This window comes from Pseudomonas sp. P20, assembly GCF_016463925.1.
Classification (GTDB): Bacteria; Pseudomonadota; Gammaproteobacteria; order Pseudomonadales; family Pseudomonadaceae; genus Pseudomonas; species Pseudomonas aeruginosa.
Map to the genome: position 1 here is coordinate 407,297 of NZ_JAEMVM010000010.1, position 18,864 is coordinate 426,160.

The following is an 18,864-nucleotide window of genomic DNA, read 5'->3' on the forward strand; positions in this document are numbered from 1 at the left end:
ATGCTTCCGTTCAACGGCCTGGCTTCCCGCGTGACAGGCCGGCTGGGCTGGCTGCAAGCCATGGATTTTTCAGGCTATAATCCCCGCCTTCAATGCGAAGTGGACCCGGATGCGGGTGCTTCGCCGTTGCCGTTCACCGGGCAGCGCGGGAGATGTCCTTCCGGGGGCGTACCGATGGTTCCGGTGCTCGGTCAGGGCCGGCGAGAGCCCGGCAATGGTCGCCAGGCAGCCGGCGGCTCCACAGAATCCAAGACTTACGAGAAGCGAACCACACCATGATGCGCAGCCACTATTGCGGCCAACTGAACGAGAGCCTGGACGGCCAGGAAGTCACCCTTTGCGGTTGGGTTCACCGCCGCCGCGACCATGGTGGAGTGATCTTCCTCGATGTGCGCGATCGCGAGGGGCTGGCCCAGGTGGTGTTCGATCCGGACCGTGCGGAAACCTTCGCCAAGGCCGACCGGGTGCGCAGCGAGTTCGTGGTGAAGATCACCGGCAAGGTGCGCCTGCGCCCTGAAGGCGCGCGCAACCCGAACATGGCGTCTGGCTCCATCGAGGTACTGGGCTACGAACTGGAAGTGCTGAACCAGGCCGAGACTCCGCCGTTCCCGTTGGATGAATATTCCGATGTGGGCGAGGAAACCCGCCTGCGCTACCGCTTCATCGACCTGCGTCGTCCGGAGATGGCTGCCAAGCTGAAGCTGCGCGCGCGCATCACCAGCAGCATTCGCCGCTACCTGGACGACAACGGCTTCCTCGACGTCGAGACCCCGATCCTCGGCCGGCCGACGCCGGAAGGCGCGCGCGACTACCTGGTGCCGAGCCGTACCTACCCGGGCCACTTCTTCGCCCTGCCGCAGTCGCCGCAGCTGTTCAAGCAACTGCTGATGGTCGCCGGCTTCGATCGCTACTACCAGATCGCCAAGTGCTTCCGTGACGAGGACCTGCGTGCCGACCGCCAGCCGGAATTCACCCAGATCGACATCGAGACCAGCTTCCTCGACGAGAGCGACATCATCGGCATCACCGAGAAGATGGTGCGCCAGCTGTTCAAGGAAGTGCTGGACGTCGAGTTCGACGAGTTCCCGCACATGCCGTTCGAAGAGGCCATGCGCCGCTACGGTTCGGACAAGCCCGACCTGCGCATTCCGCTGGAGTTGGTGGACGTCGCCGACCAGTTGAAGGAAGTGGAGTTCAAGGTCTTCTCCGGTCCGGCCAACGATCCGAAGGGGCGTGTCGCCGCCCTGCGCGTACCGGGCGCCGCCTCCATGCCGCGCAGCCAGATCGACGACTACACCAAGTTCGTCGGCATCTATGGTGCCAAGGGCCTGGCCTACATCAAGGTCAACGAGCGCGCCAAGGGCGTGGACGGTCTGCAGTCGCCGATCGTGAAGTTCATCCCCGAGGCCAACCTGAACGTGATCCTCGATCGCGTTGGCGCGGTCGACGGCGACATCGTGTTCTTCGGCGCCGACAAGGCCAAGATCGTTTGCGATGCCCTGGGCGCGCTGCGTATCAAGGTCGGCCATGACCTCAAGCTGCTCACCCGGGAGTGGGCGCCCATGTGGGTCGTGGACTTCCCGATGTTCGAGGAGAACGACGACGGCTCGCTGTCCGCGCTGCACCACCCGTTCACCTCGCCCAAGTGCACCCCGGCCGAGCTTGAGGCCAATCCGGGCGCGGCGCTTTCCCGCGCCTACGACATGGTGCTCAACGGCACCGAGTTGGGTGGCGGTTCCATCCGCATCCACGACAAGTCCATGCAGCAGGCGGTGTTCCGCGTGCTGGGCATCGACGAGGCGGAGCAGGAAGAGAAGTTCGGCTTCCTGCTCGACGCGCTCAAGTATGGTGCGCCGCCGCATGGCGGCCTGGCCTTCGGCCTGGATCGCCTGGTCATGCTGATGACCGGTGCATCGTCGATCCGCGAAGTGATCGCCTTCCCGAAGACCCAGAGCGCTGGCGACGTCATGACCCAGGCACCGGGTTCCGTGGACGGCAAGGCCCTGCGCGAGCTGCACATTCGCCTGCGCGAGCAGCCGAAGGCCGAGTGATTCGAATCAACCCGCGGTGGCGCCGCTTGCGGCGCCTCCTGCCGAGAGAGCAATACGGAGTGAGTTATGGCTGGTCATTCTAAATGGGCCAACATCAAGCACCGCAAAGAGCGGCAAGATGCCAAGAAAGGCAAGATATTCACCAAGCTGATCCGTGAGCTGACCGTCGCTGCAAGGCAGGGCGGCGGCGTACCGGCGGACAACCCGCGTCTGCGCCTGGCCGTGGACAAGGCGCTGACCGCCAACATGACCCGCGATACCATCGATCGTGCCATTGCACGCGGCGTCGGCTCCAACGATGCCGACAACATGGTCGAGCTTTCCTATGAAGGCTATGCGCCGAGCGGCGTAGCGATTATCGTCGAGGCGATGACCGACAACCGCAACCGTACAGCTGCGGAAGTGCGTCATGCCTTCAGCAAGTGTGGCGGCAACCTGGGCACCGATGGTTCGGTCGCCTACATGTTCGAGCGCAAGGGACAGATCAGCTTCGCTCCCGGCGTGGACGAGGAAGCGCTGATGGACGCGGCTCTGGAGGCCGGCGCCGATGACGTGGTAGTCAACGACGATGGCTCCATCGACGTGTTCACCACCTTCGCCGACTTCATTTCCGTGAACGAGGCGCTGGCCGCCGCCGGATTCAAGGGCGACGAAGCCGAAGTCACCATGATCCCTTCGACCACCGCGACCCTGGACCTGGAAACCGCGCAGAAGGTGCTCAAGCTGATCGACATGCTCGAGGACCTGGACGACGTGCAGAACGTCTATTCCAATGCCGATATCCCGGACGACGTGATGGCGCAGCTCGGCTGAGCCGATCGGAGCGATAACGCGAAGCCGGAAGTGGGGTACGCTTGATGCGTTCGAACCCCGCTTCCGGCTTTTAGTATCCAGCTTATGACTTTGATTCTAGGGATTGACCCGGGCTCGCGCATCACCGGCTTCGGCGTGGTGCGGGAAACGGCGCGCGGTTGCGAATACGTGGCGTCCGGATGTATACGGACCGGTAATGGCCCCTTGCACGAGCGTCTACACGTGGTGTTTCGCAGCGTCCGCGAGGTGATCCGCACCCATGGCCCGACGGCCCTGAGCATCGAGCAGGTGTTCATGGCGCGCAACGCCGATTCGGCCCTGAAGCTGGGGCAGGCGCGGGGGGCGGCCATCGTCGCGGCAATGGAGGAGGGGTTGAGCGTGGCGGAGTACACCGCCTCGCAGGTCAAGCAGGCAGTCGTGGGGACCGGCGGTGCAGACAAGCAGCAGGTGCAGATGATGGTCATGCATCTGTTGAAGCTGACCCAGAAACCGCAGATAGATGCTTCCGACGCCCTGGCCATCGCCCTGTGTCATGCCCATACCCAACAGAGTCTGGTCCCCCATGGCCTGGTGGGCGCACGCCGACGTGGCGGGCGCCTGCGTCTTTGAATAAGGAAAGCTCTTCGTGATCGGACGCTTGCGTGGCACCCTGGCGGAGAAACAGCCGCCACACCTGATCCTCGATGTGAATGGCGTCGGCTATGAAGTGGAAGTGCCGATGACGACTCTCTATCGGTTGCCTTCGGTGGGCGAGCCGGTGACCTTGCATACCCATCTGGTTGTGCGTGAGGATGCGCACTTGCTCTATGGCTTCGCCGAAAAGCGCGAGCGAGAGCTGTTCCGTGAGCTGATCCGGCTCAACGGCGTGGGTCCGAAACTGGCCCTGGCGCTGATGTCGGGCCTGGAAGTGGACGAACTGGTGCGTTGCGTCCAGGCACAGGACACCTCCACCCTGGTGAAGATCCCCGGTGTTGGCAAGAAGACCGCCGAGCGCCTGCTGGTGGAGTTGAAGGACCGCTTCAAGGCTTGGGAAAACATGCCCACGATTGCACCGTTGGTGATGGAACCCCGTGCCAGCGCTACAGTCTCAAGCGCCGAGGCCGATGCAGTCAGCGCGCTGATCGCCCTCGGCTTCAAGCCACAGGAAGCCAGTCGTGCCGTCGCAGCCGTACCGGGAGAGGATTTGTCCAGCGAAGAAATGATCCGCCAGGCCCTGAAGGGCATGGTCTAGGTGGCGTCCGATGATCGAGCCTGATCGCCTCATATCCGCCGTTTCCGGTCGCGAACGTGATGAGCAGCTGGACCGCGCCATTCGCCCGCTGAAGCTGGCCGACTACATCGGCCAGCCCAGCGTGCGCGAGCAGATGGAGCTGTTCATCCATGCCGCGCGCGGCCGCCAGGAGGCGCTCGACCATACGCTGATCTTCGGTCCGCCGGGGCTGGGCAAGACGACCCTGGCGAATATCATCGCCCAGGAAATGGGCGTTTCCATCAAGAGTACTTCCGGGCCGGTGCTCGAGCGTCCCGGCGATCTCGCCGCGTTGCTGACCAACCTGGAGGCCGGCGACGTCCTGTTCGTCGACGAGATCCACCGTCTTTCGCCCATCGTCGAAGAAGTGCTGTATCCGGCCATGGAAGATTTCCAGCTGGACATCATGATCGGCGAAGGGCCCGCGGCCCGCTCCATCAAGCTGGACCTGCCGCCGTTCACCCTGGTCGGCGCGACCACCCGTGCCGGCATGCTGACCAATCCACTGCGCGATCGCTTCGGTATCGTCCAGCGCCTGGAGTTCTACAACGTCGAGGACTTGGCGACCATCGTCAGTCGGTCGGCCGGCATTCTCGGCCTGGAGATCGAGCCGCAGGGCGCGGCGGAAATCGCCAAGCGCGCCCGCGGTACGCCGCGAATCGCCAATCGCCTGCTGCGCCGGGTACGCGACTTCGCCGAGGTCCGGGGGCAGGGCGACATTACCCGGGTGATCGCCGACAAGGCATTGAACCTGCTCGATGTCGACGAGCGTGGCTTCGACCACCTCGACCGTCGTCTGTTGCTGACCATGATCGACAAGTTCGATGGCGGGCCTGTAGGAATCGACAACTTGGCTGCGGCGTTGAGCGAGGAGCGGCACACGATCGAAGATGTACTGGAGCCCTATCTGATCCAGCAGGGCTACATCATGCGGACACCGCGGGGGCGCGTGGTAACACGCCATGCGTACCTGCACTTTGGCCTGAATATTCCGAAAAGGTTGGGGCCGGGGGTGACGACGGATCTGTTCACGTCTGAAGATGGTAATTAATTGCATTTGTGGGCGATTGCCGATTGGCAAAGCCGGGACTTGGTTCTAGAGTATGCGCGCGCAACACGGGGGAAAGCCGTTCCAGCAGCGTTTCCGGGTCTATTACGAGGACACGGATGCCGGCGGCATCGTCTATTACGTCAACTATCTCAAGTTCATGGAACGGGCTCGGACCGAGCGGCTGCGAGCTTTGGGGTTCGCCCAATCGCAACTGGTCGGCGACAATCTGCTGTTCGTCGTGCACTCCGCCGAGGCGCGTTACCACGCCCCGGCCAAGCTCGATGATGAACTGCTTGTCAGCGCCGAGGTCGAGGAGTTGAACCGGGCGAGCCTGAAGTTTCGTCAACAGGTTCGTCGAGCGTCGGACTCCGTCCTGCTCTGCGAGGGGCGGTTCCTGGTGGCGTGCGTGCGAGCGGACACCCTGAAGCCACGTGCTATCCCCGAAACGTTGCGTGCGGCTTTTGCCGGAAGCCCGGATTCTTTTTCAGCAGGAGATTAAAGTGGAACCGAACGTCGTCGACCATACCTCCATGTGGAGCCTGATCAGCAACGCCAGTATCGTGGTGCAGCTGGTCATGCTGACCCTCGTGGCCGCCTCGGTCACATCCTGGATCATGATTTTCCAGCGCGGCAATGCCATGCGCGCCGCCAAGAAGGCACTGGATGCTTTCGAAGAACGCTTCTGGTCGGGCATCGACCTGTCCAAGCTGTACCGCCAGGCCGGTAGCAATCCGGACCCGGACTCCGGCGTCGAGCAGATCTTCCGTGCCGGCTTCAAGGAGTTTTCCCGTCTGCGCCAGCAGCCCGGCGTCGATCCCGATGCGGTGATGGAGGGCGTGGCGCGCGCCATGCGTGTGGCCATCTCCCGTGAGGAGGAGAAACTCGAAGCCAGCCTGCCATTCCTGGCAACCGTCGGTTCCACCAGCCCGTACGTCGGCCTGTTCGGTACCGTCTGGGGTATCATGAACTCCTTCCGTGGCCTGGCCACCGTGCAGCAGGCAACCCTGGCCACCGTCGCCCCGGGTATCGCCGAAGCGCTGATCGCTACCGCCATCGGCCTGTTCGCCGCGATCCCGGCGGTCATCGCCTACAACCGCTTCTCCGCACGTTCTGAGATGCTGATCGGTCGTTACTACACCTTCGCCGACGAGTTCCAGGCCATCCTGCACCGCAAGGTGCACACCAGCGACGACTAAGACGACTGAGAGGTAAGCCGATATGGCAAGGGTTCGTCACAAGCGCAAGCCGGTCGCGGAAATGAACGTGGTGCCTTACATCGACGTGATGCTGGTACTGCTGGTGATTTTCATGGTGACCGCACCGATGCTTAACCAGGGGGTCAAGGTCGACCTGCCGAAGGTGTCCAGCGAGGCGTTGCCTCAGGACAACAACAAGCAGGTCCTGACCCTTTCGGTGAAGGCCGACGGTTCCTATTACTGGAACGTCGGCAGCGAAGTGGATACTGAAAAACAGACCGATAGTGCCGTGTCGTTGGAACAGATGACCGATGCAGTCACCAAGATCATGAGTGCCCGTCCGGACACCCAGGTATTCATCCGCGGCGACAAGGCGGTGAACTATGGTGCGGTGGTTGGCGCCATGGGTGCCTTGCAGCAGGCCGGTGTGCCCAACGTCGGGTTGATTACCGAGGCCCCCTGATCTTGAAGCAACAGTTCGAACGCTCGCCTTCCGAGAGTTATTTCTGGCCCGTCGTCCTGGCGGTGGTCCTGCACGTTCTGATCTTCGCCATGCTGTTCGTCAGCTGGGCGTTTGCTCCGGAGCTTCCTCCCTCCAAGCCGATCGTGCAGGCCACGCTCTACCAGCTCAAGTCGAAGAGCCAGGCGACGACACAGACCAACCAGAAGATCGCTGGCGAGGCGAAGAAGACCGCCTCCAAGCAATACGAAGTCGAGCAGCTCGAACAGAAGAAGCTCGAGCAGCAGAAACTCGAGCAACAAAAGCTGGAACAGCAGCAGGTCGCTGCTGCGAAAGCGGCGGAACAAAAGAAGGCTGACGAGGCTCGAAAGGCCGAGGCCCAGAAAGCCGCCGAGGCGAAAAAGGCCGATGAAGCCAAGAAAGCTGCCGAGGCCAAGGCCGCCGAACAGAAGAAGCAGGCTGACATAGCCAAGAAGCGCGCCGAGGACGAGGCCAAGAAAAAGGCCGCTGAGGACGCCAAGAAAAAGGCAGCCGAGGACGCGAAGAAGAAAGCGGCCGAGGAGGCCAAGAAGAAGGCTGCTGCGGAAGCGGCGAAGAAGAAAGCCGCCGTCGAGGCCGCCAAGAAAAAGGCCGCCGCCGCTGCCGCGGCAGCCCGCAAGGCTGCCGAGGACAAGAAGGCGCAGGCATTGGCCGAGTTGCTTTCGGATACGACCGAGCGCCAGCAGGCCCTGGCCGACGAGGTGGGCAGCGAGGTCACCGGCAGTCTCGACGACCTGATCGTCAACCTGGTGAGCCAGCAGTGGCGGCGTCCTCCATCGGCGCGTAATGGAATGAGCGTAGAAGTACTGATCGAAATGCTGCCGGACGGTACCATCACCAATGCCAGCGTCAGCCGTTCGAGTGGCGACAAGCCTTTCGACAGTTCGGCGGTGGCGGCGGTGCGCAACGTCGGCCGTATTCCCGAGATGCAGCAATTGCCGCGGGCTACCTTCGACAGCCTGTATCGTCAGCGCCGCATCATCTTTAAACCGGAGGATTTGAGTCTGTGAGTACCCTGATTCGCATTGCGCTCTTCGCCCTGGCCCTGGTGGCAGGTGCTGCGCAGGCTGCCGACCCGCTGGTGATCTCCAGCGGTAACGACCGTGCCATTCCCATCGCCGTGGTGCCGTTCGGCTTCCAGGGGGGCAACGTGTTGCCGGAAGACATGTCCAATATCATCGGCAACGACCTGCGCAACTCCGGCTACTTCGAGCCGCTGCCCCGGCAGAACATGATCAGCCAGCCGGCGCAGGCCAGCGAAGTGATCTTCCGTGACTGGAAGGCAGTTGGCGTCAACTACGTGATGGTCGGCAACATCGTGCCTGCCGGCGGACGCCTGCAGGTGCAGTACGCATTGTTCGATGTCGGCACCGAGCAGCAGGTCCTGACCGGCAGCGTGACCGGCAGCACCGATCAGCTCCGCGACATGTCGCACTACATCGCCGACCAGTCGTTCGAGAAGCTCACCGGTATCAAGGGCGCGTTCTCCACCAAGATGCTCTATGTCACCGCCGAGCGTTTCTCGGTCGACAACACCCGCTACACCTTGCAGCGCTCCGACTACGACGGCGCCCGCCCGGTGACCCTGCTGCAGTCGCGCGAGCCCATCGTGTCGCCGCGCTTCTCGCCCGATGGCCGCCGTATCGCCTATGTCTCCTTCGAACAGAAGCGCCCGCGTATCTTCATCCAGTACGTCGATACTGGCCGTCGTGAGCAGATCACCAATTTCGAGGGCCTGAATGGCGCTCCGGCATTCTCCCCTGACGGCAACCGCCTGGCCTTCGTCCTGTCGCGCGACGGCAACCCGGAAATCTACGTCATGGACCTTGGCAGCCGCGCCCTGCGCCGCCTGACCAACAACCTGGCGATCGATACCGAACCCTTTTGGGGCAAGGACGGCTCTACCCTGTACTTCACCTCGGACCGTGGCGGCAAGCCGCAGATCTACAAAATGAACGTGAACAGCGGTGCCGTGGACCGGGTAACCTTCATCGGCAACTACAACGCCAACCCGAAACTCTCGGCCGACGAGAAGACCCTGGTAATGGTCCACCGCCAGCAGGGCTACACCAACTTCCAGATCGCCGCCCAGGACCTCCAGCGCGGCAATCTGCGGGTGCTGTCGAACACCACTCTGGACGATTCGCCCACTGTTGCGCCCAATGGCACCATGCTAATCTACGCCACCCGCCAGCAGGACCGGGGCGTGCTGATGCTCGTATCCATCAACGGACGCGTACGGATACCTCTCCCTACCGCTCAGGGCGATGTGCGCGAGCCTTCCTGGTCCCCTTACCTGAACTGACGGTCGCCAACGGTTACAAACTTATACACTGGGGTTCATTAGGAGTTACATGATGGAAATGCTGAAATTCGGCAAATTTGCTGCGCTGGCTCTGGCCATGGCTGTGGCTGTGGGTTGCTCCTCCAAGGGCGGCGATGCTTCCGGTGAAGGTGCCAATGGCGGCGTCGACCCGAACGCAGGCTATGGCGCCAACAGCGGTGCCGTTGACGGCAGCCTGAGCGACGAAGCCGCTCTGCGTGCGATCACCACCTTCTACTTCGAGTACGACAGCTCCGACCTGAAGCCGGAAGCCATGCGCGCTCTGGACGTACACGCGAAAGACTTGAAAGGCAGCGGTCAGCGCGTAGTGCTGGAAGGCCACACCGACGAACGCGGCACCCGCGAGTACAACATGGCTCTGGGCGAGCGTCGTGCCAAGGCCGTTCAGCGCTACCTGGTGCTGCAGGGCGTTTCGCCGGCCCAGCTGGAACTGGTTTCCTATGGTAAAGAGCGTCCGGTCGCTACCGGCCACGACGAGCAGTCCTGGGCTCAGAACCGTCGCGTCGAGCTGAAGAAGTAAGAAGTCGTTATGCCCAAGCACCTGCGTGTCCTGACGTTCCTCGCGCTCAGCCTGCCATTAGCGGCCTGGGCGGAAGTTCCTGTGTATGACGGCGTTGCCGCCAACAATGGCGGCAACGTTCCTCCTTCCGGGTATGGCACGGCAGGTGCCGGCGGCGCCTTTGCCGGAGGTGGGGTGACAACCCCCACCTCCGTGCAGGGCGAACTGTTCATGCAGCTCCAGCAGATGCAGGACGAGTTGGCTCGCCTGCGTGGCACGCTCGAGGAACAGCAGAACCAGATCCAGCAGCTCAAGCAGGAAAGCCTGGAACGCTACCAGGACCTCGACCGTCGGATTTCCGGTGGTGGCGCTCCCGCTGCACAGAATCCCGCACCTGCTGGCGCCATCAACGCCAATGGGGCGCCTGCGGCTCCCGCAGGCAACAACGCACCGGCGCCGAGTAGCGAGCCGGGCGACCCGGCGAAGGAGAAGCTCTACTACGACGCGGCCTTCGACCTGATAAAGAGCAAGGATTTCGACAAGGCGAGCCAGGCGTTCAATGCCTTCTTGCGCAAGTACCCGAACAGCCAGTACTCCGGCAACGCCCAGTACTGGCTCGGCGAGGTGAACCTGGCCAAGGGCGACCTGCAAGGTGCCGGCCAGGCTTTCGCGCGGGTCAGCCAGAGCTACCCCAGCAGCCAGAAGGTGCCCGACTCGCTGTACAAGCTGGCGGACGTCGAGCGTCGCCTGGGTAACAACGACAAGGCCAAGGGCATCCTCCAGCAGGTCATTTCCCAGTACCCGGGCACTTCGGCCGCCCAACTGGCGCAGCGCGACCTGAAGAACCTTCGCTGACCCCGTTCCCGATGAACAAACCCGCGCCTGTCGCGGGTTTTTTCGTTAGAATCTGCGCCCCCGTGAAGCTGCATGGTTTCAGCTCGGCTGATCTTCGTGCCTCTCCTCGCGAGACCTTCCGGGATTTCGAGTGCCACGACAGGATACGTTCCGTGGCGCCCCTTCATTTACCGCAACGGAGGCGGACGACCTGTTCAGTCGTCACGCCCGTGGCTGAATATGCAACAGACCCTGCGCATCACCGAGATTTTCTACTCGTTGCAGGGGGAAACACGTACCGCCGGCTTGCCGACGGTCTTCGTGCGCCTGACCGGCTGCCCCCTGCGCTGTCACTATTGCGATACCGCCTATGCCTTCAGCGGCGGCGACGTCGTTAGCCTGGACGCTATTCTCGAGCGGGTTGCCACCTACAAGCCTCGCTACATCTGCGTGACCGGCGGGGAGCCGCTGGCCCAGCCGAATTGCATTTCTCTGCTGGAGCGGCTTTGCGACGCCGGCTACGAGGTTTCCCTGGAAACCAGCGGGGCCCTCGATGTGTCACGGGTCGACCCGCGCGTAAGCAAGGTTCTCGACCTCAAGACGCCGGGATCTGGCGAGGTCGGACGCAACCGATACGAAAATATCCCGTTGCTGACCGACAACGATCAGGTGAAGTTTGTCGTCTGTTCGCGAGAGGACTACGACTGGGCGGTATCCAAGCTGATCGAGTACCGCCTCGACCAGCGTGCCGGTGAAGTCCTGTTCTCGCCGAGCCACCATCAGGTCAGCGCGCGAGAACTGGCCGATTGGATCGTGGCCGACAACCTGCCGGTCCGCCTGCAATTGCAACTGCACAAGATTCTCTGGAACGACGAACCGGGCCATTGAGACGAGGAATCCATCATGAATCAGAAGAAAGCGGTCATCCTGCTCTCCGGCGGCCTCGACTCCGCCACCGTTGTCGCCATGGCCAAGGCCGACGGCTACGCCTGCTACACCATGAGTTTCGACTACGGCCAGCGCCATCGTGCCGAGCTGCAGGCCGCCGAGCGCGTGGCCCGGCAGTTGGGCGTGATCGAGCACAAGGTGATAGGGCTCGACCTCAATGGCATGGGCGGCTCGGCATTGACCGACGAGAGCATCGCGGTGCCCGAGTCGCCTAGCGAAGGTATACCGGTGACTTACGTGCCGGCGCGCAATACGGTGTTCCTCTCGCTCGCCCTGGGCTGGGCCGAGGTCCTGGATGCCCGTGACATCTTCATCGGTGTGAATGCGGTGGATTACTCTGGTTATCCGGATTGTCGCCCTGAGTTCGTCGAGGCTTTCGAACGCATGGCGAACCTGGCAACCAAGGCGGGCGTGGAAGGCAATGGCTTCCGCATCCAGGCGCCGCTGCAGTATCTGTCCAAGGCGCAGATCATCCAGGCGGGCGTGGCGCGCGGGGTGGATTACGGCCTGACGGTGTCCTGTTATCAAGCCGATGAGCAGGGACGTGCGTGCGGTAAATGCGATAGCTGCCGGCTGCGTGCGGATGGCTTCGCGGCGGCTGGTATTTCCGACCCGACGCCATATTTCTGAAAAAAATTCGCGAGAGGTGTTGTTTTTACGTTAGAAATCAGTATTATACGCCTCGCGTTGGGTCGTTAGCTCAGTCGGTAGAGCAGTTGGCTTTTAACCAATTGGTCGTAGGTTCGAATCCTACACGACCCACCATTTTCAGAGGGGCGAGTTGCGCAGGCCTAGGAAGGGGTGTTGCACCTTTTACTTGTCCAGCAGCCGTCTGGGCCGAACATTAGGCCCGCATTGACGTGATGTCAATATGGAATAGCCCGCCTATCAAGGTGGGCTTTTCTGTTTCTAAGGTCCTGAATCCATTCTGCAGGCGTAGCAATGCGCCCCCGACGTAATCAGCGATTACAGAGGGTACTGCGGTTTCGGCCTTGAAATTCCGCGGCTCTGCCAACATGCAGGCGCTGGAATCCAGGCGCTCTCGGTAATTCCAGATTCTTCCTACAGGCCTAGCGATCTGCTGGGAGGCGCGGCTACTTTTCGTCCGGTAGCCGGCCCCTCAGTACCGGTATCGCTAGGCGAGACTGCTTCGGGCGGCAGATCCCCATCCACCCGATCCGCTTGTTGCAGCGGGAGCCGCGGATGCCGAGGCGGCACGGTTCGATAAGTGTTGAGCCATCAGAGTGAACAGCACGCTTTGCTCGAAGGTGTCAGGTGGCTGTGGTAGCGCTTCTGCTTCCCACGCGGTTGGGCCTCCCTGAATGCCTGTCCCTGACGTGTGCTCCCTTGGTTCTGCAGGCTCTGTCCTGACCTCCGGTGGCGGCGCTTCACTCACTCGAGCGAGAGGTTGCCCGCATGGCTTCGGTTTGGCAGAGGCTTGCGGGGAGCCGCTGAAATCCACCTTCCTGACATTCTCCAGCGCGCCTTGGGCCAGGCTTCTAGCATGCAGCACGGCACGCATGTGATCGTAGTCGGCCTCGATGTAGCTCATCGTGGTCTGGATGTTCGAGTGGTTGAGCAGGCACTTCGTGAGGTGGATGTTCCGCTCGGGTGCCTTCATCAAGTCGGTGGCCAGGGTGTGCCGGAAACGGTGCGGGGTCATCCGCACCCCAACCTTCTCGGTCAACTTCCGGTACATGGCTTCGACCTGGTCGGAGTTCATCACCTTGCTCTTGTAGTGCGGAGAGAACCGGTTGACGTTGAACAACTGGTCGTCATCGGCGAATCCGGCTCTATCGGCCTCTTGCAGGAGCCTCGATAGGTGAGGCACAAGCCCCTCCGTTATTGGCACTACGAACTCTTTATGAGTTTTCTCTGTCTCGCCGCGGATGAGGATCAGTTGATTATCCCAGTCGATGTCGCGCTTGCGGATGCACAGTAGCGCGTTCAACCGGATGCCGGTGTAGTAGAAGACCTCAAACGTGCAAAGCCAGAACCAGGCGGGAGTGATGCGTGCGCGATCGCCGGTGCAGCGCTCGGCGCCGACCTGCATGTTGAGCCAATTGCGGGCGCGCAGGATGGCTTCGGCTGCGACGGTTTTGCTTGCTCGCCTGGGGGGGGTGACGGTGGTCTTTCTGAACGGGTTGACTTGGGAGTGCGTCACCAGCTCGTGCTCGATGGCATACCCCCAGATAGTTCGCAGATGATTCGAATACGTGTTCCAGCTCCGCTTCGACAGGCCTTGTTCCAGGACCTTGCGCCGCCATCCCAGCACAGACCTGTGGTCCACCTCCTGTACGGTTGCCGTAGGGCCGAAGTGCTTGAGCAGCGCCTTGGTCGCGGCGCGGTAGATCTTCGCGCTGGCTTCTCGGAGATCGTGCGCGAAGATGTACTCCTCGGTGAGCTGCTGCGGCGTCATTCCACACCTACTTCGGCATCGGTGATGACCGTGAGGCTTGGGTTGTCCAGAGGCTGCACAGGGAACAGCAGTTTGGGATCCTGGAGCAGGTAAGCCTTGAGCTCCTTCGTCTTGCGAGGACCAGAAACCTTGATGGTCCAGATGTTCAGGTTTTTACTGGTCTTCCGGTGAAGCCCTTGTTTCTCGAACGCGCGCTGCACCAGCTTCCAGCCGGTCGTATCCTTGGCCTGGGCCAGCTTTTCGAGCTCTGGATGCTCTTGGACATAACGCTTGAAGATTCCTGGCGTGACCAGCATGGCGGTCCCGTCGACGGTATGCACCAAAGCCTTGGTGTCGTTGATGAACAGGCGACGGGCCGTGATGCCAGATTTCATCCAGCCAACGAATCTCTGTCCCAGATCAGTGCTTCTGCTAGGCATAAATACGTCTTTAACTGTTTCGGGAGCGCAATCTGCTGGCTCCGCGGTTCCTAATGGCTGCTGTAGGTTCTCCTCCCCGCGAGTGTTCGTAGGAGTAGCAGCCGGTGAGTCGCGGCTAGTGACTAGCTCTTCTGATGGCGAATTGATACTACCAAGAAGCGCGTACAAATCGTCTGTTTCTTCCTGAACATCAGTTGTGGGCTTCGCAATCGCCCGCATCTCGTTTGACGGTTTCGCAACGCTCGGCGCAGGTTGGCGGAGCGTCATCTTGGCTTCTAGTACCTGTGGCTGTTCAACTGGTTCGATGGGGATTTCGCAGGTCGATTCCGACTTTTCCGTGGAGGTACTTCCATCTTCAACGACGAGTGATCCGCCGTAGGGCGCGGGACGCTCGGCAGGGTCTGTCCAAATCAAGGCTGGAGCGATCTTGAGCAGCGTGAGCTTGTTTTTCCACCCGGCGCCATTGTCTATCGTGGCCGTCCAAATGGCTTTGTCCGCGGCGTTGGTCTGAATGATGGCTTGGTCCTGAAGCATGTTGAAGAGCGTGCTGTTGGAGGAGGGGACCCCTTCGATTCCCTGAGCCAGTAGGTAGGCCCTCAACTGATCGGCCGCAGGCTTGCTTACCAGCCAGAGTGCGTCCTGAGTCAGCCACCCGTCGGACGGGCCGCCCGGCTGATTCAGCTTGAACTTGTCCTTCACCAGGAAGCGCAGGCCGTCTGCCAACTGCCGTTGCAGCGACTGCTTCGGTGCAGCCAGCGCTCGATCCGGATTACCTCCCAACTCCTGCGCGACTGAGGCCTGGTCTGCCTTCACGATGATCTCGCCGAGGATCCCGGCGTGCTCGTACTGCCCTGCGAACAGATAGATCAATTGAGCCCACAGCTCTGGAAAGCGACTGAGCCAGTCGAGTGCAGTGCGCGGTAGCAGTTGGTGGATGAGGAGTGCTGAGGCAGCGCCGTGAAGCTGGTATTCGCGGGACTTCACGTACTTGAAGCGGTAAGGCTGGTTGATCGGTCCGTTCCAAGGGTGCCATGTGCTGCCGTCCTGCAGCTCAACCTGCAGGTCTACGACGATCTTGCCTATGTCGTGAGCCAGGGCGCCATACGCCGCGGCGGCCGACCAGGCTTCAGCCTGAGCTGACTGTGACTCCGGCGCTGCGCCGATCGGGAGCAAATAGGTCTGCCGTACCTTCAGTGCGTAGGCCACGATCTCCAAGCCGTGATCGATCATCCCGCCTGGATGGGCATGGTGATGGTTTTCCGAAGCTGGGAGCTGTTGGACCAGCTCGGCATAGTTGGCCAGTGGCCGCCGGTAGATCTCCTCGAATTGCTGCTTGGATAGCGAGGCGCGCTGCCAGATGTTCTCCAGTAGCTGCCGGCGGCGAGGCGTGCCGAGCAGCTCCATACTGCTCAGAGGAGGGAGGAATCCCCCTGAGGCAGCTTTGGTTGGTGGGGTGGGGGAAGGCTTCCTGGATATCCAGGAAAGGAGTTGAAACATGGGAGGCTCCATGACGATTCATGGAGCGGGCTTTTCCGCCAGATCGGGGGCTGACAACAACGATAAAACAACGGTAGCGGGGAAGGGTATTTTGTTGGCAATGTGCCATCTTTCACCATTGAGCTGCATGGCGATTTCGAGTGCTTGGGGTTCCCGAAGATCCAGTGAAGACTGGCAGCAATCGGCCAAGAGAAGTCAGTCGTTACAGATCATGAGGACAGGGATTGTGAGCGGCTCTCTCTAAGGTTAGCCTTGGGCAAGCCTAAACACCGCCAGCCAAGGGATCTGCAGAAGTGGTGTATTTAATCCACTGCTTCACCAGCTCCCCTCTATTCTAAAGCAGTTCGCTGGCTTCAACACCTCGTGTTATGTGCCAAGGAGGCAGCGTGAGTGTAAAAGAATCGATAGAGCGCTTCGCTCCAGGCTTTAGCCAGCTATCCCCAGAAGAGATTGAAGCAATGAATACGTTCACAATCATGTGGACTTTATTCGAGGCGCAAGTTTTGGGCTCTGCGGCATCAGCTAAGAAAATAATAAGAAAATCCCAGCATTGGGAAGAGCAAGGTCATCTCAAGGAAAATTGGCTTATCCCACATCTTGAATACTTCAAGGCTCGCTATTTTCAAAATGGCGAGCCCACCCGTAGATTCGAATATCTGCATTTGCGAGATAACGATGAACCGGATTTAGTTCGTTCGATCCTATCAGGAAATTCAGCGTCACCAGGAGACGAGCTAGCAGCCATGCTTATTATTGTCTTGCGTTTCAGAAATAACTTCTTCCACGGCCTAAAGTGGGCTTATCAAATGCAAGAACAGCAAGAAAATTTCGAGCGTGCATCGCAGCTTCTGCAGCGCTGCATGACTTTTACAGGTCAGTAGTGTAGGCATGTAGCAATGCGCTAAACTGTTGTTCACTTCATTCCCTAGGCAGACAAAGATCTTAATTTTTGTCTGCCTGTTAGACTAATCGTTAGACATTTTTACCTATGCCCATTGACTGCTACCACGGAACATCGGACACAACGGCCAACGATCTCGTCTCGGGCAGGATCGAAATTAAAAAAGGAGGAGGTGAGCTCGGAATGGGATTCTACACGGGAGAACACCTCTGGGTGGCGAAGTCTTGGGCCGCTAATCGGCATGGACTTGATGGAGCAGTTCTCCACATCGAAGTCAGCGACAGCGACTTCTTTGACCTAGACCCTCTACTGCTCTCTCGAATTGATGCCCTTAGGCACAGAGATGAAATCCGAGAGGCAAATGCAACACGCACCCACACATTCAATGGGAACGTGGTGTGGTCACCAATTGTTGGCACCACACGAGTCGACGCAGAGCAGTACAAGTTTGAGAGCGTGGCGGCTGAGGATCTTCTTAACGGCTCCGCCGTCATCCGGAGTAAGGTCTGATGTATTCAGTTTTCTATCTTTGTCGCAGCCCGGAAGACTCTAAGCAGTTCGTTTTTGCAAGTGAGTTGCCAGAAAATTACTATTCGCCCGGTCTCTTTGTGATCGAAGCCGCCAGCCGAGGTGGGCGTTTAGAACAGACTTTTAATTTTCTGGCAAGGCAAGGTCAGAATACTATGAGTCTGGAACTGCGCCGCTCGAAGAATGGAAGAGCCTACATCGTGGATGCTGCTCACAATGGAAAATTCTATTTCAAAGCTGTTGCTCTAGATATAAATTCAAGATATTCGGGGCAGCGCCGATGGCTATTTCACGACATGCCTTTGTATAGATTAGAGCCCGCCAATATGCAACAACTTGAAAGCGCATGTATCGATCGAGACTTCTACTTTATCGGTAGTTCCGGCGCCGAATCCGACAATGGCTAACCTCTCGTTCCACCGGGCAGCCTTCGACCGCCGGCGGACTCAGAAGTCGGCCATCACTACAAAGGGAGAATCACATGGCAAAGCAGCTTTCACCTGCCGGAGTCATGGCGCTCAAAGAAGCGCTGTGTTCGGTCTACTGGTATAAGTCAGAACTTCGTGGCTTTCTACAGCTTTGTTTATCCAATCCAGGCATTCTCAACAACTTCAACTGGGAGAACTACAAGCGTCAAATTGCCTCTGATGTTGTCGATTTTCTGTATGCGAATCCAGCATCTCATCTTGGTGACTTAACAAAGGTCTGCTACGAGCTCTGCAAGATAACTGATTTTTCACATTTGAAGCCCCTTGATGATGGTCCGCAAAAAGTGGAGAAGGCGAGGAATGCAGTCAATCAGCTTAAACAACTAGTGGAGCCTCACAAAGATATCAAAAAGGAGCAGGATGAAATAAAGCGAAGGCAGGAACTCGCTGCCAAAAAGCTGCGTGAAAACGCGGCTGTGCGGCAGAAGCTAGAAGCCATCAAGGCTCGTTATATGGCATTGGTCAGTTCTGACAACGCACAAAGCCGAGGCTTCGAACTTGAGCGCGTCATGTATGAGTTGTTCGAACTCTTCGATCTCGACCCTAAGGCTTCATTCAAGAATCTTGGCGAGCAAATCGATGGAGCGTTCTCTCTGGACGGAACTGAGTACCTCTTCGAGGCCAAGTGGCAGAAAGAACCCGTCAATAAAGCTGACCTAGCAGTCTTTTCCGACAAAGTGAGGACCAAGCTCGAAAATACACTGGGCATCTTCCTGTCGATCAATGGTTTTTCGGGAGACGGCGTTTCTGCGCACCAAGCGGGTGGTGCCTCAATATTGCTAGTCGACGGAGGGGATCTAATGGCCGTTCTGGAAGAGCGAATCGACTTCGTTAGTTTGCTTCTTAGAAAAAAGCGGCATGCAGCACAAACAGGCCAAATTTATCTGAGCTACTACCAAATGGTCGCCGCCGGTGCTGGCTAGCAATTCCTTCAACGCAGCCTGCTGTAGGCCGTCGGGTGCAGCTAATGGCTATAGCCGATTGCTACCGTCCATGAGCGACAGCTATGGGTCGACTCCGGCCTGTCGCAACAGGCAGCAGCCGGCCAGAAGCAATGGGATGGACTCCCCCTCACCTCGGCACTTCGAGTGCCAGACTGAAGGTGCGAACCGCAGTCACTGATGAGAA

20 protein-coding genes and 1 tRNA gene are annotated in these 18,864 nt (G+C 59.7%); 19 read left to right on the forward strand and 2 right to left on the reverse strand.

Features of this window, described 5'->3' with window-relative positions:
• The first annotated feature begins 275 nt into the window (after positions 1-275).
• The 15 genes from aspS to JHD77_RS16470 all read left to right on the forward strand — a co-directional run bounded on the left by aspS (position 276) and on the right by JHD77_RS16470 (position 12,249).
• Positions 276-2,051, forward strand: coding sequence for an aspartate--tRNA ligase (gene aspS, locus JHD77_RS16400; RefSeq protein WP_023129069.1), 1,776 nt, complete (start codon positions 276-278; stop codon positions 2,049-2,051).
• A gap of 66 nt (positions 2,052-2,117) precedes the next feature.
• Positions 2,118-2,864, forward strand: coding sequence for a YebC/PmpR family DNA-binding transcriptional regulator (locus JHD77_RS16405; protein ID WP_003086107.1), 747 nt, complete (start codon positions 2,118-2,120; stop codon positions 2,862-2,864).
• Between the two features lie 84 nt (positions 2,865-2,948).
• On the forward strand, positions 2,949-3,473 hold the full coding sequence (ruvC, locus tag JHD77_RS16410; RefSeq protein WP_003112575.1) for a crossover junction endodeoxyribonuclease RuvC: 525 nt from the start codon (positions 2,949-2,951) through the stop codon (positions 3,471-3,473).
• A gap of 16 nt (positions 3,474-3,489) precedes the next feature.
• On the forward strand, positions 3,490-4,095 hold the full coding sequence (gene ruvA, locus JHD77_RS16415; protein WP_003086122.1) for a Holliday junction branch migration protein RuvA: 606 nt from the start codon (positions 3,490-3,492) through the stop codon (positions 4,093-4,095).
• A gap of 10 nt (positions 4,096-4,105) precedes the next feature.
• A complete protein-coding gene (gene ruvB, locus JHD77_RS16420; RefSeq protein ID WP_003086123.1) occupies positions 4,106-5,164 on the forward strand; it encodes a Holliday junction branch migration DNA helicase RuvB in 1,059 nt (352 codons plus the stop codon).
• A gap of 52 nt (positions 5,165-5,216) precedes the next feature.
• Complete coding sequence (gene ybgC, locus JHD77_RS16425) at positions 5,217-5,663, forward strand: tol-pal system-associated acyl-CoA thioesterase (RefSeq protein WP_003086124.1); 447 nt, start codon at positions 5,217-5,219, stop codon at positions 5,661-5,663.
• Between the two features lies 1 nt (position 5,664).
• Positions 5,665-6,360, forward strand: a complete 696-nt coding sequence (tolQ, locus tag JHD77_RS16430; protein ID WP_003086125.1) for a protein TolQ — start codon at positions 5,665-5,667, stop codon at positions 6,358-6,360.
• A gap of 22 nt (positions 6,361-6,382) precedes the next feature.
• Positions 6,383-6,823 (forward strand): protein TolR, encoded by a 441-nt coding sequence (tolR, locus tag JHD77_RS16435; protein WP_003086126.1) that lies wholly within the window; start codon positions 6,383-6,385, stop codon positions 6,821-6,823.
• Between the two features lie 2 nt (positions 6,824-6,825).
• Positions 6,826-7,869: a cell envelope integrity protein TolA gene (tolA, locus tag JHD77_RS16440; protein ID WP_003117096.1), complete on the forward strand. Its 1,044-nt coding sequence runs from the start codon at positions 6,826-6,828 to the stop codon at positions 7,867-7,869.
• Positions 7,866-9,164, forward strand: a complete 1,299-nt coding sequence (tolB, locus tag JHD77_RS16445; protein WP_003086128.1) for a Tol-Pal system beta propeller repeat protein TolB — start codon at positions 7,866-7,868, stop codon at positions 9,162-9,164. Before tolA ends, tolB begins: the two co-directional genes overlap by 4 nt.
• Positions 9,165-9,216: 52 nt before the next feature.
• On the forward strand, positions 9,217-9,723 hold the full coding sequence (gene pal, locus JHD77_RS16450) for a peptidoglycan-associated lipoprotein Pal (protein ID WP_003111417.1): 507 nt from the start codon (positions 9,217-9,219) through the stop codon (positions 9,721-9,723).
• A gap of 9 nt (positions 9,724-9,732) precedes the next feature.
• Positions 9,733-10,557 (forward strand): tol-pal system protein YbgF, encoded by an 825-nt coding sequence (ybgF, locus tag JHD77_RS16455; RefSeq protein WP_025297304.1) that lies wholly within the window; start codon positions 9,733-9,735, stop codon positions 10,555-10,557.
• Positions 10,558-10,776: 219 nt separating this feature from the next.
• On the forward strand, positions 10,777-11,424 hold the full coding sequence (gene queE, locus JHD77_RS16460; RefSeq protein WP_003111416.1) for a 7-carboxy-7-deazaguanine synthase QueE: 648 nt from the start codon (positions 10,777-10,779) through the stop codon (positions 11,422-11,424).
• Positions 11,425-11,439: 15 nt separating this feature from the next.
• Positions 11,440-12,114, forward strand: a complete 675-nt coding sequence (gene queC / locus JHD77_RS16465) for a 7-cyano-7-deazaguanine synthase QueC (RefSeq protein ID WP_003111415.1) — start codon at positions 11,440-11,442, stop codon at positions 12,112-12,114.
• A 59-nt stretch (positions 12,115-12,173) separates the two neighbouring features.
• Positions 12,174-12,249 (forward strand) — tRNA-Lys (locus JHD77_RS16470).
• Between the two features lie 370 nt (positions 12,250-12,619).
• On the opposite strand, the gene JHD77_RS16475 is transcribed toward JHD77_RS16470, so the two are convergent.
• Entirely contained in the window at positions 12,620-13,903 is a 1,284-nt protein-coding gene (locus tag JHD77_RS16475; RefSeq protein ID WP_070136192.1) for a site-specific integrase, read from the reverse strand.
• A complete protein-coding gene (mobH, locus tag JHD77_RS16480; RefSeq protein WP_023132239.1) occupies positions 13,900-15,819 on the reverse strand; it encodes a MobH family relaxase in 1,920 nt (639 codons plus the stop codon). The genes JHD77_RS16475 and mobH overlap by 4 nt, the downstream gene beginning before the upstream one ends.
• A gap of 386 nt (positions 15,820-16,205) precedes the next feature.
• On the opposite strand from mobH, the gene JHD77_RS16485 reads away from it, so the two are divergent.
• From JHD77_RS16485 to JHD77_RS16500, 4 genes are all read left to right on the forward strand, one after another.
• On the forward strand, positions 16,206-16,700 hold the full coding sequence (locus tag JHD77_RS16485) for a hypothetical protein (RefSeq protein WP_126709954.1): 495 nt from the start codon (positions 16,206-16,208) through the stop codon (positions 16,698-16,700).
• Between the two features lie 203 nt (positions 16,701-16,903).
• Complete coding sequence (locus JHD77_RS16490; protein WP_031637855.1) at positions 16,904-17,230, forward strand: hypothetical protein; 327 nt, start codon at positions 16,904-16,906, stop codon at positions 17,228-17,230.
• Positions 17,230-17,655 carry a hypothetical protein gene (locus tag JHD77_RS16495; protein WP_124082625.1) on the forward strand — a complete coding sequence of 142 codons (426 nt, stop codon included), beginning with the start codon at positions 17,230-17,232 and terminating at the stop codon, positions 17,653-17,655. Before JHD77_RS16490 ends, JHD77_RS16495 begins: the two co-directional genes overlap by 1 nt.
• A 74-nt stretch (positions 17,656-17,729) precedes the next feature.
• Positions 17,730-18,659: a hypothetical protein gene (locus tag JHD77_RS16500; protein ID WP_023132233.1), complete on the forward strand. Its 930-nt coding sequence runs from the start codon at positions 17,730-17,732 to the stop codon at positions 18,657-18,659.
• Positions 18,660-18,864 lie beyond the last annotated feature (205 nt).

Excerpts from the sequence above, each read along its gene's own strand:
- aspS (WP_023129069.1), top strand. The coding sequence starts at position 276 with ATGATGCGCAGCCACTATTGCGGCCAACTGAACGAGAGCCTGGACGGC.
- queE (WP_003111416.1), top strand. The coding sequence starts at position 10,777 with ATGCAACAGACCCTGCGCATCACCGAGATTTTCTACTCGTTGCAGGGG.
- JHD77_RS16490 (WP_031637855.1), top strand. The coding sequence starts at position 16,904 with ATGGGATTCTACACGGGAGAACACCTCTGGGTGGCGAAGTCTTGGGCC.
- queC (WP_003111415.1), top strand. The coding sequence starts at position 11,440 with ATGAATCAGAAGAAAGCGGTCATCCTGCTCTCCGGCGGCCTCGACTCC.
- ruvB (WP_003086123.1), top strand. The coding sequence starts at position 4,106 with ATGATCGAGCCTGATCGCCTCATATCCGCCGTTTCCGGTCGCGAACGT.
- ruvC (WP_003112575.1), top strand. The coding sequence starts at position 2,949 with ATGACTTTGATTCTAGGGATTGACCCGGGCTCGCGCATCACCGGCTTC.
- ybgC (WP_003086124.1), top strand. The coding sequence starts at position 5,217 with ATGCGCGCGCAACACGGGGGAAAGCCGTTCCAGCAGCGTTTCCGGGTC.
- JHD77_RS16500 (WP_023132233.1), top strand. The coding sequence starts at position 17,730 with ATGGCAAAGCAGCTTTCACCTGCCGGAGTCATGGCGCTCAAAGAAGCG.
- pal (WP_003111417.1), top strand. The coding sequence starts at position 9,217 with ATGGAAATGCTGAAATTCGGCAAATTTGCTGCGCTGGCTCTGGCCATG.
- JHD77_RS16475 (WP_070136192.1), bottom strand. The coding sequence starts at position 13,903 with ATGACGCCGCAGCAGCTCACCGAGGAGTACATCTTCGCGCACGATCTC.
- tolR (WP_003086126.1), top strand. The coding sequence starts at position 6,383 with ATGGCAAGGGTTCGTCACAAGCGCAAGCCGGTCGCGGAAATGAACGTG.
- JHD77_RS16405 (WP_003086107.1), top strand. The coding sequence starts at position 2,118 with ATGGCTGGTCATTCTAAATGGGCCAACATCAAGCACCGCAAAGAGCGG.
- JHD77_RS16495 (WP_124082625.1), top strand. The coding sequence starts at position 17,230 with ATGTATTCAGTTTTCTATCTTTGTCGCAGCCCGGAAGACTCTAAGCAG.
- ybgF (WP_025297304.1), top strand. The coding sequence starts at position 9,733 with ATGCCCAAGCACCTGCGTGTCCTGACGTTCCTCGCGCTCAGCCTGCCA.
- mobH (WP_023132239.1), bottom strand. The coding sequence starts at position 15,819 with ATGTTTCAACTCCTTTCCTGGATATCCAGGAAGCCTTCCCCCACCCCA.